The sequence below is a fragment of the Opitutaceae bacterium genome, assembly GCA_041395105.1.
Lineage (GTDB): Bacteria > Verrucomicrobiota > Verrucomicrobiia > Opitutales > Opitutaceae > B12-G4.
Genome location: JAWLBB010000010.1, coordinates 17,397 through 31,874, shown reverse-complemented (window position 1 = coordinate 31,874; position 14,478 = coordinate 17,397). Strand labels below are relative to the sequence as shown.

Below are 14,478 nucleotides of genomic sequence, written 5' to 3'. Positions count from 1 at the left end.
CGGCATGTCAGTATCGACAGGGAGTGGGTGTGAACAGGAATGCATTGCGAAGTCATGGATGATCGGGCTGCTGACCCCATCTTTCACCTCGAAGATCTGGAAATCGCTGGACGAGTCGCACATGAATACACACCGTCCTGCAACAGATCGCATCGACATGGGCCGGGCACTTTTCCTCACAGCGGTGGTTTCCGCGATCCTGGCGGTCACGCTCGTATGCATTGGGTCCGGTTCGGGCTGGCCGGAACCCGAACAACCGCCAAGGCAGGGGGAAGCCCTGGATCCGGTCGCCTTGCCGGGCGATACAGCCGCCCATTCAAGTAAGGCTCTGGGGCGCCTGGTCCGCGAACCTCAAAACACTTGGTCGAATCTGGCGTTTGTCGCGGTCGGTGCGTATCTCGTTGCAATTGGATCGAACAGAGTACGCGGACTGGCCGGCGCATCGTTGATCTGTGTCGGTATCGGCAGTTTTCTCTATCACGCCTCGGCCTCGCGTACCCTGAGGCACGTCGATGTCGCCGCCATGTATGGGCTCTATTTTGCGACCTCGGCGCTGGCGGTCGGCTCTTTCCACGGTGTGGTTGGTCGGTTGTTCGATCGGCGGATTTCTGTCGTGGTGATCGGCACAATCCTCTTTGGAGCCGGTGCGGCTACTGCTCGGAATTGGGTCGTCTTCGGTGTGAAGCCCCTGGCCCTGACGAACCTGACATTTGTGGCCGCGACTTTGTTGATCGGTGCCGTCACGGTGGCGGTGTTGCGGCGAAAGTCACGGCGAGTGACGCTGAAGGGTATTGGAGCCGTCGCGCTGTTCGGGATGGCGGTTGTCTTCCAGGTTGGGGATCGGCCGGGCGGGTGGCTCTGCAATCCTGGCGCCGCAATCCAAGCACATGCGATGTGGCATGTGTTTTCGGCTCTTTCGCTTCTTCTTGCTGTATGTGTGATTGCAGGTGGAGGATTCGGTCGCGAGCGCGGGGAAGTCAGGCCACTTCGACATTCTCTCAACATGGACAACTCGGCTGATCTTGAATGATGAAATTGGTGGCTGTTGTTGTTCTTATCTCTGCCGCCGTGTTGATTTCGGGGGCCGTCGTGGTTGGGGGCCGCCTCGTCTCTCCGCACAGGTTGGAAATAGGCCCTCCGCCTGTCGATTTTCCATCGCATGAATTGATCCTACAGAATGATTCGGGCTCTGAAATACGTGGCTGGGTCCACATGATTCCGGAGCCAACTGGAACCCTGCTGCTCCTTCACGGCATTCGTTCGGATCGACGGAGCATGCTTGGAAGGGCGAGGTTCCTCTCTGCGGCGGGTTTCAATACGGTTGTCATCGACCTTCGGGCTCATGGAGAAAGCGGAGGGAATCAAATCACGTTTGGAAAACTGGAAGCATTGGATGTATCCTCCGTCCTGCGATTCATCCGGTCGGAGTTCCCGAGAGATCCGATCGGAATCATCGGGTGTTCGCTTGGTGGCGCGGCGGCCATTCTCTCGGAGAGCGAAGTGGAGGTTGCCGCCCTGGTCGTTGAAGCGACTTTCACCAGCATTGAAATGGCCACAAACAACCGAATGAAGATCAAACTGGGACCGGGGGGCTCGGTGCTGACTCCGTTATTGACCGTCCAGTTCAGGTTTCGCTTGGGATTTGAACCGGAGGAAGTCAGTCCTTTGGCTCGAATTTCCAGCGTTGCGGCGCCCATTTTGATCATCAACGGATCGGAGGACGGGAGGACGACTCCCGCTGAAGCCCAAGCGCTGTTCGACGCTGCGTCAGGTCACAAGGAATTGTGGATCGTCGAAGGCGCCGGCCATGTCGACCTGCACCGCTTCGCACAGGATGAATACGAGCGCCGGGTGCTCGGGTTTCTGCGCGCGCATATGTTGGGAGCCGGCAGCAGAACTCGGTGACGGGAATTGCCATCATCGAAGTAACAGCAGCTGTGGATAAGGTATGGCGGAGGCCTTCACCAAAGTTTGTTCATCGCGTCCATGCCACTGAGAAGAGTGATGGGCGGAATTGATCAACTCTGTTTGCCAATCGATCATCGACCCTCCTCGGCCGCCCCAAGGCAAAGGGTTGGGTCGATTACCTCTCGGGGCTTCCTGGTGTCGTTCGCACCTCGCCAGCATGGGCGAGGGCCGACGGAGTCCGGCACCCGACAATGGCCGGGGCCTCCTGGATGAGCGCGTCATTGGTGAGCGCCTCGACCATGAACAGGGCAAAGTCAATGCGTCGCGTCCGGTTGCTTTCAAGAACGGGATCTCCGACGTGTCGACTCCACACGGGCAGTCCCTCGCTTTCGCCTTCCTCCAGGTCGCTGGCACGCACGACCGTCCACCGGGTCTTGCTGGCAAAGACCCGCCGGCAGGCCTCCACCTGATCGTCCAGATCCGCAAAACGGATACGCTTGGCGATCCAGCCGAAAACCTTGACAAAGATCTTGAGCTTTCGCGAATAGACATCCTGCCCGTCGCGGCTGATATGCCAGCCGCACGAAAAGACCAGGCGAGCACCAGGGCGCGCGTGATCGAGGACCGCCTGGGCCGTCCCGGCTGCATAGTGGTTCACCCCCCAGGGAACAAGCACGGTCAGGACACCGTCACACCCATCGACCGCTTTGCGGATGACCTCGGGGTCGTCCGTCGCCCCGGTGAAGACGGTGATCCGATCCCGGAACGCAGCGAGTTTTCCGACGCTCTTTTCCCGGCAGACGCCAACGACCTCGTAGCCCCGGTCCAGCGCGTGCTGCACCATGTAGCGACCGAGTTTTCCCGAAACACCCACGATGCAGACCTTCTTCATGCTTTCTTCTCCCATGGTGCGCGACTATGCCTCAAGTTCGGGATCCTCCAAATCGGTCTGTATCCAACTCTTCGATTGATGGATGTCGGTTGTTTCGAGCCTGCCCGGCCCGAGATTGTGGTACTTGTGGGGAACCTCCGCCGGACCGAGAAGAATATCTCCGGTGGCCGCCTCGATTTTTTCGTCTCCTATCGTGAAGAGTGCGCGCCCGGCACGAATAATGAAGACCTCGTCGTACGGGTGAACATGCCAGCGGGGGCCTTCACCGATCTCATCGGTAGCGTAGAACAGCACCGTGATTCCCGTATCGATGTCCTTGCCCTCGAATCGGCCTTTCCAGATCTGATCGTTTGAGGCCCAGGCGGAACGACGAAGCAGAACAGGTCTGCGACCATCGGGCTTGCGGGCAGGTGTTGTCTGTCCTTTCTTCACGACTTCCTCCGTGGTTGAACGAAGCGGGACAGCATTGGAAAGTCAATCTGCCCGTCGGATCGGCGGTATGGTTGGCTCCTCGTCAATGTGCAGGCGAGAGTTTCCGCAGCGTCCGGATTATTCGGGTTGGGTGCTGACCTCCGTCAGGACAGCCTGTTTTTCTCTCCTGGTCCGCCAGGTGATGAGGGGGATGACGATTGGAATCAGACAATAGACGAATCCCGCGAGGTAACCCAGGGACGTGATGAAGATCCAGGCGAGCACTGCCGACAACAGTCCGGCGGTGGCCTGGACCGACCAGACCAACTGTTCCTGTTTGACCAGTATTCGTTCGAGCCGGCTCAGGCAGAGGTCATCCGCCAGGGACGCGACCCTGAGATAGAGGCCGAGTTGGATCGACGCCAACGCGCAGAAACCTGCGCCGTAGATCACGACCAGACCGGCAACCTCGGCAGAACTCGAGAGATCGAATTCGGAGGGAAACCAACCTCCCGAAAGACCGAAGAACATGATGTTCATGATCAGCTTCAAGGGGTAGACATAGACGAGGATGATGAAAACAAGCGCGAGCGTCAGGAAGGTCGATATTCCGTCATCCAGTCCGAAACGCCGGCTCCAGCGTCGATGGGTGACCCAGAAAACCATGATGACGCTGAAGCTCGCGGCGAAGGCCGGAACGCCTTTCATGGCCTCAGTGAGTTCCTTGAAATTCTGCGGGATCGAGCTCAACGATATCACCAGCATGGTGACGGCGAAGGCAAAGGCCGCGTCCGAAAAGACCTCGATCCGGGTCATGGCTTCGCCCCGCAGCCTGTATCCGCCGGCTGTGGGTAGGGAGGAAAGGCTTTCTTCGGTCCACTTCATGACGAGGAGTGAATCGGATCTGCAAGCCAAGCCAACCTCAAATGCCGGAGCTCGAGCTTCGAAAAGCGGATTCGGCGGCACACTGGCGGGAAAGGTTCTACGGTCAGTCCGATTATTCATGTCTCGCATCCGGGCCGGAGGTGCCCCAGGTTTGACTCAGGGCAATTAGTTGAATCGATGGCACCCGGACTCGAAAAAGGAACCGACTTCATATGGCGGAATGCCCGGGCGCTTGAACGAGCCGTCTTCGAGCATCGCTTCGGTGGCGGGCCGGCAGATCGTATCGTTCGGATCATCGGGTCATATCAGAATGAAGATGGAGGTTTCGGATACGCTCTGGAACCGGATCTGCGGGCACCGGACAGCCATCCCCTTTTTATCGAGTTCGGCCTGAAGTTGCTCCATGACTGCGGTCTCCGTTCCCCCGGAATCGCAACCCGGGTCTGTGATTTCCTCCAGCGGCATGCGAGTCTCGAAGACGGCATTCCCGCCATCCTGCCGACGGCGCGCAACTACCCCCGGGCGCCTCATTGGATCGTTTCGACTGGAGAGACGCCGTCCCTGGATCGGTTGATCGGGCTGGTCGGCCTGGCCAGCTGGCAGGGGATTGAACACCCATGGCTCGGGCCGGCTGTCGAGGCCTGCGTCCGGCTGATGGCCGTTACACGGTTTTCCGATGCGCATACGATCCTGACGGCATTCTGTCTGCTCGAGAGGCTGCATTCAGGAACTGCGGAGGCTCTGTTCGAGAAACTGGCCCGGGAACTCCCCACAGCCGGTTGCTACAACGCAGATGCACCCGTTTCAGGATATGGCCTGACACCGCTCGCTTTTGCACCGTCACCGGATTCCTTCTGCCGGAGACTGTTCTCCAATGCCCAGCTTGAAGCTCATCTGGACGACCTGGCAGCGGCCCAGGCAGAAGACGGTGGATGGCCGATCAGTTGGGATCCACCGAGTGAAATGGCTCGCTGGGAATGGCGGTCCATCCTCACAGTGAACGCTCTGTCGACGCTGCGTGCCTATGGCAGGATCTGAAGGCCAAGCCGAAACGATTTGCACGGTGGCATCGGATTCTGCAGGTTTCGCATGCACCGTCATCCTGGTTGAAACCTCCGGACAGATGAGCGCTCAAGGATCCTCATGAAATTCACCGACGGCCAATGGCTGCACCAGCCCGGAATCACCGCGCATTACCCGGCGGAAGCCCATGACATCAGCGAGGAGGCGGATGGCCTGGTCATTCATGCGCCGACCCGCCCGATCAAGCACCGCGGCGACACGCTTCAGGGACCCTTGCTCACGGTCACGCTCAACTCGCCGCTTGAAGGTGTCATCCGGGTGCGAATCGAGCACTTCAAGGGAGGGACAGGGTCCGGCCCGACCATTCCCCTCCAGACTGAAGGCAATGCCGCGGTTTCCTTCGGGCGCGATGAGGAATGGGAGCAGGTTTGTTCCGGTTCGATTTCCGCGCGGGTCAGGCGCAGGAACGGTTGGGGGATTTCCTTTGAGTCCGAAGGTCGGGTCCTCACCACGAGCGGTTCCCGCGGCATGGGCTATATCCGGCGAGCCGATGGGAAAGCGTTTGTCCACGATCAACTCTCTCTCGGGGTTGGCGAAAACGTTTATGGCCTGGGCGAACGCTTCACGGCATTTGTGAAGAACGGCCAGGTTGTCGAGAACACCAACAAAGACGGAGGGACCGCCTGCGAGCAGGCTTATAAAAGCGTTCCCTTTTACCTGACCAACAGGGGCTACGGCGTGCTGGTCAACGAAGCCGGGCCCGTTTCCTTCGAGGTGGCCTCGGAAAAGGTTTCCCGCATCCAGTTCAGCATCCCGGGCGAGAGTCTCGAATACTTTGTGATTGCCGGTCCCACGCCCAGGGAGGTGCTGGGTCGCCTGACCGCACTCACCGGCCGCCCGGCTCTACCGCCTGCCTGGTCCTTCGGGCTCTGGTTGTCCACGTCGTTTACGACCAGTTACGATGAGGCGACCTGCATCCGGTTCATCGAGGGCATGCGTGAACGGGATCTCCCGCTGCATGTCTTCCATTTCGACTGCTTCTGGATGCGCGAATTCGATTGGTGCAATTTCGAGTGGGATCCGCGGGTTTTTCCCGATCCGGCCGCCATGCTCTCACGATTCCACGATCGGGGTTTGAGAATCTGCGTCTGGATCAATCCCTACATCGGACAGCGCTCGAGACTGTTCGCGGAGGGCGCAGGGAAAGGGTATTTCATCAGGCGAACCGACGGCAGTGTCTGGCAAACCGACCTCTGGCAGCCCGGCATGGCGATTGTCGACTTCACCAATCCCGAGGCGCGCGCATGGTATGCCTCGCATCTCCGGCGCCTGCTCGAGATGGGCGTGGATACGCTGAAGACAGATTTCGGCGAACGCATCCCGACCGAAGATGTCGTCTATCACGATGGTGCAGACCCGGAGAAGATGCACAACCTCTACTCGGTCCTCTACAACGAATGTGTCTTCGACTTGCTTCGCGAGGCGCACGGCGAGGGCGAAGCGGTTCTCTTCGCCCGTTCCTCCTACGCGTCCGGTCAGCGTTTTCCCGTCCACTGGGGCGGCGATTGCTGGTCGACCTTCGAATCCATGGCCGAGAGTCTGCGCGGCGGACTTTCATTGAGCCTCTGCGGGTTCGGCTTCTGGAGTCACGACATCGGCGGTTTCGAGGGGACTTCCCCGGCCTCCGTCTACAAACGCTGGACTGCCTTCGGCCTCCTGTCCTCCCACAGCAGGCTTCACGGCAGCAGCAGCTATCGTGTGCCCTGGGTCTACGACGAGGAAGCCTGCGACGTCCTGCGCTTTTTCACCAAACTGAAGTGCACCCTCATGCCTTATCTGTGGTCGGCGGCGGTTGAGGCGCACTGCGGGGGTATCCCGACCCTGCGCGCCATGTTCCTGGAGTTTCCCGGAGATCCGGCCTGTGAAACCCTCGAGCGCCAATACCTGCTGGGAGGATCCCTCCTCGTCGCACCGGTTTTCGCGGAAGACGGTGTGGTCGACTACTATTTGCCCCGTGGTCGGTGGACACACCTGCTGACCGGCGAAGTGCGGGAAGGCGCACGCTGGATCCGCGAACGTCACGGGTATCTCTCACTGCCGCTATACGTGCGGCCAGGCTCCCTGTTGGCAATCGGAGACCGCGACGATCGACCCGATTATGACTATGCCACGGGCGTTTCCCTGAGAGTTTATGAACTTGTCGAAGGCACCCGTGCCACCTGCCAATTGTTCGACCTGAAAGGGAATGTCCGCGCGACAGTCGCCGCCGAGCGGGAAGGAAACAGGGTGATCTTCGAGATCGATGGCACCCTGAGCGACGCAAAGGTTCAAATCGTCGGCGGTCCTTCAGGCAGAATTCCGGACGGCGCCACGCGCTTTGAACTGTCGTATTAGGCGATCACCGGCTTTGGCGCGGAAATTGAACCGATGATCTCGGCCCCCTCCATTCCCCGAACGGACGAGAACTCGCGGCTGGCCCACGCGCAATTGGTCGAAAAGGCCCGGCAGGGCGGGATCGATGTCTGTTTTGTGGGCGATTCCATAACCCGCCGCTGGGGTGCCACCGACTACCCGGAACTCCTGGATCACTGGAGGCAATGTTTCCACGGCTGGAATGCCGCCAATTTCGGATGGGGAGGAGACACAGTAGCCAACATCCGCTGGCGACTCAAGCATGGCGAACTCGACGGAGTTCATCCCCGGGCCGTGCCGACTCTTGCTGGATCGAATGATCCGCGACCCTATCCAATCGGCGGCCGACCGATTCGCGGTGTGATGGTCCTGACCCAGGCGCTAGTCACACGTTGCCGGGAATACGCACCTCAAGCGAGGGCAGTCCTGAACGCCAACTATCCAGGGAACGGCGCGAGAGAGCTGGTGCCGGTGATCCGCCGGGCGTTTGTCCTGGTTGACCGCAATCGATAGGGACAGAAGGGCCGGAAGCGCTCCTGATTTGTCGGCAGACAGGCTGCAGCCCGGCACCTGCTTCATGAACATTCGTGCGCGGATGATGGTTACCGCATTTCATAACTTCGATTCCTGGGTTCGACTATGCGAAGCGACTAAGGGACGAAGGGAGGCGGACCAAGCGATTGGCAATGGTTCAGTTGTCTGGGGCAGGCGACATTCCTCACCCGGCCAATCAACCGAAATAGCCGGGTGCACGGAGCAACAGACGACCGTGGCCTTCCAGACGAAAGCCCTTCCCGTCTACTGGCTCGAGTTCCCAGTTGTCTGGAAATCGAATCAATTTCTCCGGGGGCGAGAAAAGGAAAGGAACTCACCGTCAAATGGAAGCCGTTCATCGATGATATCAATCTCAAGCGCTTTCTTACCGGCAGGTAGCGGAGCAGTGTCAAGTGCAGATCGCAACCCTTTCGCAGGGGAATGGCATCGATGGAGGACGGCAGGTGGACATCCAGAAGCGGACTACCCAGCAGTCTGTGCAGGCACTCGCACCAGATATCGCCGAGATAAACCTGGCCGCTCTGGCGGAACTCACGGAAAACGGGATCCGCAAAGTAGAGGAAACCCTTCCCGGCAATCAGCGCCGGATTGGCATCTGCCTCCGGCCGGGGCGGAGCCTGGAAGTGGGAACTGAACTGCGCGTCCGTCCTTTGGAAACAGGGAAGAACACGCTGAACCAGGATTTCCGCGCCCGCTTCCAGATGAGTGTTCATACCCTCCGAGTACACCACCCGATCGGAGTGCGACCATCGTTCGCAGAGTTCGGGGGTCGTCCTCCAGTAGGTTGGTTTGGAGCCTGAAGGTAAACCTGGACGAATTGGAAGGAAGCCAAGCTTCCAGTTGCCGGCTTCGTCAAAACCCGATCGAAAGGAAAGGACCAGTTTCCCTCCGTTTTCATAATAGTCCCTCAATCGCTTTGCCAGCGAATCGGAAACTCTCACTTCATCCGGAAGGATCACTGCCGGAAGCGACTCAAACGCCGCGGCATCATCGAGCAGGACGGGATTTCTCCGGGATCGCTGACACAGCATCACGGCACCGGATTCGCTCCTCTGGATGACCGGCCAATCGCACCCCGGCGAACCGGCGGCGAAAACGCCGATGTCAAACAAGGGCTCCGCGCCCTCGTAGAACGGTTCAGCCGCCTTCACCCTCTGGAATACTTCACCAATCAGCTTTATCGCATCCGGATCGAACTGACCCCTGGGGAGAAGTTGATCCCCGACGCCGATGGCTCCTCCGAGAGCCTGGGTTCTGAAACATTCGTATTCGAGGGCGGGAACCGGCTTGATTCCACCGAAGTCGCCCCAGCCTTTCTGGAATCGTCCGGTTTGTCCGATCCACGGCAAGTCCATGCCTGCCACGAAGCGCGCGATGCGCGGAAAGTGATGGTAACCCCAATGGCCCGTCGGGAGGGATTCAATCTCGTAATGAGTCTGCTCCCGGGCTCGCATCCGGATGCCCATGTTGCTTTCGGTGGTCAGGACCGCCGCTGCGTTGTAGAAGACACTCGCTTTCGGGTTCGTATTCCTGATAAGGCGGATAAAGTGCCTGGCAAATCGCTCTTGTGCGGCGACCTGGAAGCGGTCGAATGTTCCCGGATCTTCGCGGTGAAGGCCGTGGGCCAGACGGAATTCGGCGGCTTTGGGAGACCAGCCGCCCGAAGGATCAAAGACGACAATGTCGAAAAACATCCCGTCCACCTCGTAGCTGCCCAGCAGTTCCCGGACGTGGGTCTCGATCAATCCGTGATAGTCGGGATGGAGCCAGTTCATGAAGTACCATCCGCCGGCCAGCAGATCGTCTCCCAGGGTTGGCCTGGCTCGTATGGAATGACCTTCACGAGTCAATTGCCGCCAATCCAGGTGAGCATGGGCGGCTTGTTCATCAAGGCCGACCGTGAGATAAAGCGGGCAGCGGATTCCCAGGCGGTGGAGTGCTTCGATTTGCTCCCCCAGCAGATCGCGCCCCTTCAGTGCCGGGTGTGGCGTGCCGCAGTGCGTCGGGTAGTAGCACATGCCGTGGTGGCACTTGGCAAAGAGGGTGATGCTCTGCGCGTCCGCCGCCGATGCTTTTGCGGCAAAGGCGGCTGCATCAAAGTCCGCCCCGATGTCGGAAATCGCGGGCGAGTTGTGAAAATCGAGATGGATCTGGCGGTTCGGGACTCCCCCGATCGGGCGGATCACCGACTTCATGTGGTTTCGCGCCGGATCAGTTTCGGGGTGATGATTTCCTCCGCGGGAGCTTCCGCCCTCAGAAGATCAACCGCGCGGATCCCGATCAGCGCAAAGTCGACGCTCAAGGTGCTCAGATGGGCGCCCTCCGCGGTTGGGGTGCCGGTGCCGGAAAGTATCCCCAGCTTGCCCGGTACGTCGATTCCCAAAAGACGTGCTTCCGCCTGAATGAGCTGGGCGTGATTCTCCTCGGGGCAGAAAATCCCGGTTCGCGCGCGACCTTTGCAGATTTTCTGCAGGACTTCCCTTCGTGTCTTTGAATCGCTCACCACCAGACAATGCGATTCATCCAGAGTCGCTCCGATCTCCCGGGCCGTTTCCAGGAGTGTTGCCCTGAGTTCCTTTACGTAGGAGTCCTCGTAGGAGGTGATGAAGTAGATCCGGCCGAAACCGGCGGCGAGAAAATGGCTCAGGGCAAGGGTGGATCCAAGACGGTAGTCGACGCAAACGCACGAGGCGAAGGGCAGTTGGGTCGTGCGATTGATGATGACTGCCTTCTTGAGCTCCTTCGCGAACGGCTCGATCGCTGCGTCGGCCCAGATGTTGTCAAAAATGATCCCTTCGCATTTCTCTCCATGCAGCTTGAGGAAGGCGTCCAGCATAGCGTGCTGTTCCGTCACGCTGGCATAGACCGGCTTTTCGCCGATGGCGTCCTGCTGGATCAGCTTGTCCTCATGGAAGAGCAGGGTGCCCCGCCGATAGTGACGGGATCGCTCGGTGAGGCCGTTCAGGATTCCCTGGAGAGCCGTGCTCCAGACGTCGATTCGTGGGAGCAGGCAGGCAAAGGACTGTTCGGTCTGTCGACCGGTGATGTCGTCCGTGCTGGGATAGAAGCGCCCATTGGTGTGCTGGTGGATGATATTCTCGTCAGCCAGCTTCAGCAGAACACGGTAGACCATGGAATTGGACAAGCCGGTCTCCCGGGCGAAATCCCGCGTCGGCGGGAGAGGGGTGCCCGGGGCGAATCCTTCCTTCGCGATCTTGCGCCGGATCATGTGTTCGAAGGCCTGGTGTTCTTTGGAAGGTTGTCTCACGGGTTGGTGTGGATGCAGGTTATTCGATTCTTGTTGTATTCTGAATCATTTTAAGAAACAAAAATCAACTCCAATTGAAACAAATCAATTGCCTCTGCCCGGTCGATCCTCATCAATCCAGTCCCGTAAGCATGAAAGCCAGAACCATTTGCTTTTCCGGGTCACACAAGCCGTTCCTTCGAGCTTCCGGTCATTTGTTTCAAAAGGAGATGTGAATTTCGCCAGCTGGCGCATGCCTTGAATATTCTTTCAGATGAAGCGCCTTTTCTTCTGCCTGCTTGTGTTCCTCCTCGCTGCCGGCGGCATCACCTGGTGGATTCAACCCTCGCATCTCAGCGATGTTCCAACTCTTTTCTGGGTTACCACGAACAGCCCCATACGGAACAGACAGGTGGCTTCTTTTGAAAACTGGCTGGTGGAAAAGGGATACCCTCCCGTCCACTTGCGCATTGATGCCGCGAACAACGATCCGTCCAAGAAACTCATCCAGGGGATATCGGGAGTGGGGGGCGATCTCTTTGACAACTATGCGGACCAGACCTACCTCATGCAGAGTACGGGCATTCTGGCCGACTTGACCGGCCCGGCCCGGCAATATGGCTTTGGTCCAGAGAGCACCTTCGAGTCGATCCGGAGCAATTTCATGATTGACGGTCGGCAATGGGGCTACCCGGCGAGTACCTCGATTGCGCTGCTTCTGGTCAACGTGGAAGCCTTTCGGGATGCCGGGCTCGGGATTCCGCCGAGGGCCTGGGATATTGAGACCTTCGAGGAGTGGGGGCGTCGCTACGTCGCGGCGAATCGGTTGCCGGGCGAACGGCAGCGCCGCTTCTTTGCCAATTCGGTCGAGCGCTATGAATTGATGCGAAGCCTGGGCCTGTCCATTTACAATGAAACCCTGACGGCATGCTGTCTGGATGATCCCCGCTATATCCGGGTTCTGGAGAAGGTTCACCAGTGGATCTTCAGGGACCATCTTCTGCCCGGACCGGAGGAGGAGAGCACGTTTGCTGTGGAAGGAAGCGGTCTGGGTGTGAGCATGGCTTTGTTCGCCCGCGGCAACTACGCCATGCTCAATCTTGGGCGTTTCGCGCTGGTTCGCCTGCGAAACTATGGCAGGCAGGATTACTCGGCTTCGTTCATGCCGCATTTCGAGTATATCAACTGCCGGGTGGCCGGTGGAACCGTTGGCCTCTACACGAAGTCGGAGAAGAAGGAGCATGCGTATCGATTCTTCGAATACTTGGCGAGCGACACCCACAACCGGATGATCGTGGAGACCGGTGACGCCCTGCCGGTCAATCCGGACTTCCTGGATAGTGAGGAATTCCTCCGTCCGCCGGAATTCCCCAATGAGTGGCGAGTCCACGAGGCCTACGCGGAGGCGATGAAGAAACATTCCATCAGCCGTTCCAGCAGTCCCTTTATCCTGCCGGAGATCGGGCGGCGGGTTGAAGTGGACACCTATCGGTCCTTCATCGCCGACCAGATCAGCGCCGCTCAAGCGGCAAGCCTTGTGCAGGAGCGCATCAACGATGAGATCACCCGCAGCCTGAAGGAGCGGCCCTCATTGATGCCTGAATACGAACGACGGGTGCGGATCCAGGAGAGGATCGAAGATCTCAAGAGGGACGGGCTGCCGATTCCGGAAGCCTGGCTCTTCAATCCCTTTCACAGGCGTTATTACCAGGACATGGGGTCGGTGAGGGAAGGGGACGTGGTCCAATGAAGTGGTATCAAAAGTTCCACAACGAGTTGACGGGCATCGCCTTTCTCCTGCCGAATATAATCGGGTTCTGCGTCTTCATCATGGTTCCACTGGTGGCCAGCTTCATTCTGGCCTTCTCGAATTGGAACGTGCAGTTGCACAACATGTTCAAGGACCACCCGTTGCAGTGGGTTGGGCTCGAGAATTTCCGGACTCTGTTCGAGCAGCCGCGCTTCTGGCAGTATCTTGGCAACACCCTCTTCCTGATGATCGGCATTCCGTTCTCCATTGCCGGCAGCCTTATGGCGGCTCTGCTGCTGAACAGGGACCCGCGGCCCGTCAATCGGCGGGTCAGGGGGTTCTTCCTGGCCGGCGCAGTTTTGCTCGGGGCTTGTCTGATCCTGGTCGCGGCGGGATTCGGGCTCTCGGCGGTCTGGATGCTGCTCGCGGTCATGGTCTCGGGCATCCTGGTGATGGGTGTGCTCAGTGGCACGGTGGTGCACCGGACCTTGTTCTACACGCCCCATTTCACCGCCGGAGTGGCGACCTTCATCCTCTGGAAGAAACTCTACAATCCGCATTCCGGCCCCATCAACGCGGTCCTGCACCCCCTTCTTGAATGGTTCGCCGTTCTGGTGAATGCGTTTCCTGCCTGGATGGGCGATGCCGGATATGTCTTCCTTGGTGCGCTTGTCCTGCTTCTTGTCTGCTGGCGCATCCGGGTGATTTTCGCCAACCTGCGGGACCGCGATGCCGGAGTGGTAACGACGGTGGTTTCCGGTGGGCTGATCCTGCTTCCTGTTGTTCTGTCGGTCTTCTGGCTGGATTCCCATCGCCTCGGCCTGACCATGCTCCTGACCTCCTTCGCTGTCATCGGAAAGGGGTTGTTTCGCAAAGGAAACGGCATGGCTGGCAGAAGGGTCGCCCCCGCCTACCGACTGGGTGAGAACCTCATGTTTTCACTCGGCCTGATGGTGCTGGCCTTCATCCTGATCGGGTTTGCCCGGGTTACGCTGCATCTTCCAGCCATGGCTGCTGACGGTTTGCATCCCCCGGACTGGCTCATTGACTTCCACTGGGCCAAACCGTCGATCATGATCATGGCGCTCTGGGCAGCGATCGGTTCCAATAACATGATACTCTATCTCGCCGGCCTGAAGAATATCCCGGTTGAACTCTACGAGGCGGCCGAGATCGACGGTGCCAGTCCCATTCAGCGCTTCTGGCACGTGACCTGGCCGCAATTGGCACCCTTTACGTTCTTTATTTTTGTGATGAGTATCATTCACGGCCTTCAGGGTGGTTTCGAGATGGCGCGTGCCATGACGCACGGGGCCGGCGGGGGCCACGACAACCCTGAGTTACTTCATCTATATCGAAGGATTTGAGACGGGAAGGCTTGGCTTCGCGAGTGCC

General features: G+C 58.9%; 12 protein-coding genes. 7 read left to right on the top strand and 5 right to left on the bottom strand.

All coding sequences use genetic code 11. The features are described 5' to 3' along the window. Positions 1-58: 58 nt before the first annotated feature. Together R3F07_19180 and R3F07_19175 are read left to right on the top strand one after the other, a co-directional pair. On the top strand, positions 59-1,030 hold the full coding sequence (locus R3F07_19180) for a ceramidase domain-containing protein (protein MEZ5278514.1): 972 nt from the start codon (positions 59-61) through the stop codon (positions 1,028-1,030). Beyond that, the gene (locus tag R3F07_19175) at positions 1,027-1,905 is read left to right on the top strand and encodes an alpha/beta hydrolase (GenBank protein ID MEZ5278513.1); all 879 of its coding nucleotides are present in this window, start codon (positions 1,027-1,029) and stop codon (positions 1,903-1,905) included. The genes R3F07_19180 and R3F07_19175 overlap by 4 nt, the downstream gene beginning before the upstream one ends. 178 nt (positions 1,906-2,083) lie before the next feature. Here R3F07_19175 and R3F07_19170 read toward each other — a convergent pair whose 3' ends face one another. The 3 genes from R3F07_19170 to R3F07_19160 all read right to left on the bottom strand — a co-directional run bounded on the left by R3F07_19170 (position 2,084) and on the right by R3F07_19160 (position 4,096). Further along, positions 2,084-2,800, bottom strand: coding sequence for an NAD(P)H-binding protein (locus R3F07_19170; GenBank protein MEZ5278512.1), 717 nt, complete (start codon positions 2,798-2,800; stop codon positions 2,084-2,086). Between the two features lie 24 nt (positions 2,801-2,824). After that, entirely contained in the window at positions 2,825-3,232 is a 408-nt protein-coding gene (locus tag R3F07_19165) for a cupin domain-containing protein (GenBank protein MEZ5278511.1), read from the bottom strand. A 117-nt stretch (positions 3,233-3,349) separates the two neighbouring features. Next, the gene (locus tag R3F07_19160; protein MEZ5278510.1) at positions 3,350-4,096 is read right to left on the bottom strand and encodes a TMEM175 family protein; all 747 of its coding nucleotides are present in this window, start codon (positions 4,094-4,096) and stop codon (positions 3,350-3,352) included. Positions 4,097-4,273: 177 nt separating this feature from the next. Between R3F07_19160 and R3F07_19155 the strand changes: the two genes are divergently transcribed. The 3 genes from R3F07_19155 to R3F07_19145 all read left to right on the top strand — a co-directional run bounded on the left by R3F07_19155 (position 4,274) and on the right by R3F07_19145 (position 8,044). After that, positions 4,274-5,134: a hypothetical protein gene (locus tag R3F07_19155; protein MEZ5278509.1), complete on the top strand. Its 861-nt coding sequence runs from the start codon at positions 4,274-4,276 to the stop codon at positions 5,132-5,134. A gap of 105 nt (positions 5,135-5,239) precedes the next feature. Then, positions 5,240-7,513, top strand: a complete 2,274-nt coding sequence (gene yicI / locus R3F07_19150; protein ID MEZ5278508.1) for an alpha-xylosidase — start codon at positions 5,240-5,242, stop codon at positions 7,511-7,513. A 33-nt stretch (positions 7,514-7,546) separates the two neighbouring features. Next, the gene (locus R3F07_19145; protein MEZ5278507.1) at positions 7,547-8,044 is read left to right on the top strand and encodes a GDSL-type esterase/lipase family protein; all 498 of its coding nucleotides are present in this window, start codon (positions 7,547-7,549) and stop codon (positions 8,042-8,044) included. A 137-nt stretch (positions 8,045-8,181) separates the two neighbouring features. Here R3F07_19145 and R3F07_19140 read toward each other — a convergent pair whose 3' ends face one another. Next, positions 8,182-10,281, bottom strand: a complete 2,100-nt coding sequence (locus R3F07_19140) for a beta-galactosidase (protein ID MEZ5278506.1) — start codon at positions 10,279-10,281, stop codon at positions 8,182-8,184. Next, positions 10,278-11,354 carry a substrate-binding domain-containing protein gene (locus R3F07_19135; protein ID MEZ5278505.1) on the bottom strand — a complete coding sequence of 359 codons (1,077 nt, stop codon included), beginning with the start codon at positions 11,352-11,354 and terminating at the stop codon, positions 10,278-10,280. Before R3F07_19135 ends, R3F07_19140 begins: the two co-directional genes overlap by 4 nt. 391 nt (positions 11,355-11,745) lie before the next feature. On the opposite strand from R3F07_19135, the gene R3F07_19130 reads away from it, so the two are divergent. Beyond that, positions 11,746-13,083, top strand: a complete 1,338-nt coding sequence (locus R3F07_19130; protein MEZ5278504.1) for an extracellular solute-binding protein — start codon at positions 11,746-11,748, stop codon at positions 13,081-13,083. Beyond that, positions 13,080-14,450 (top strand): sugar ABC transporter permease, encoded by a 1,371-nt coding sequence (locus tag R3F07_19125; GenBank protein ID MEZ5278503.1) that lies wholly within the window; start codon positions 13,080-13,082, stop codon positions 14,448-14,450. Before R3F07_19130 ends, R3F07_19125 begins: the two co-directional genes overlap by 4 nt. The last annotated feature ends 28 nt before the right edge of the window (positions 14,451-14,478 follow it).

Coding starts and splice junctions, on each gene's coding strand:
- yicI (MEZ5278508.1), top strand. CDS start 5,240: ATGAAATTCACCGACGGCCAATGGCTGCACCAGCCCGGAATCACCGCG.
- R3F07_19160 (MEZ5278510.1), bottom strand. CDS start 4,096: ATGAAGTGGACCGAAGAAAGCCTTTCCTCCCTACCCACAGCCGGCGGA.
- R3F07_19170 (MEZ5278512.1), bottom strand. CDS start 2,800: ATGAAGAAGGTCTGCATCGTGGGTGTTTCGGGAAAACTCGGTCGCTAC.
- R3F07_19125 (MEZ5278503.1), top strand. CDS start 13,080: ATGAAGTGGTATCAAAAGTTCCACAACGAGTTGACGGGCATCGCCTTT.
- R3F07_19180 (MEZ5278514.1), top strand. CDS start 59: ATGATCGGGCTGCTGACCCCATCTTTCACCTCGAAGATCTGGAAATCG.
- R3F07_19140 (MEZ5278506.1), bottom strand. CDS start 10,281: ATGAAGTCGGTGATCCGCCCGATCGGGGGAGTCCCGAACCGCCAGATC.
- R3F07_19155 (MEZ5278509.1), top strand. CDS start 4,274: ATGGCACCCGGACTCGAAAAAGGAACCGACTTCATATGGCGGAATGCC.
- R3F07_19175 (MEZ5278513.1), top strand. CDS start 1,027: ATGATGAAATTGGTGGCTGTTGTTGTTCTTATCTCTGCCGCCGTGTTG.
- R3F07_19145 (MEZ5278507.1), top strand. CDS start 7,547: ATGATCTCGGCCCCCTCCATTCCCCGAACGGACGAGAACTCGCGGCTG.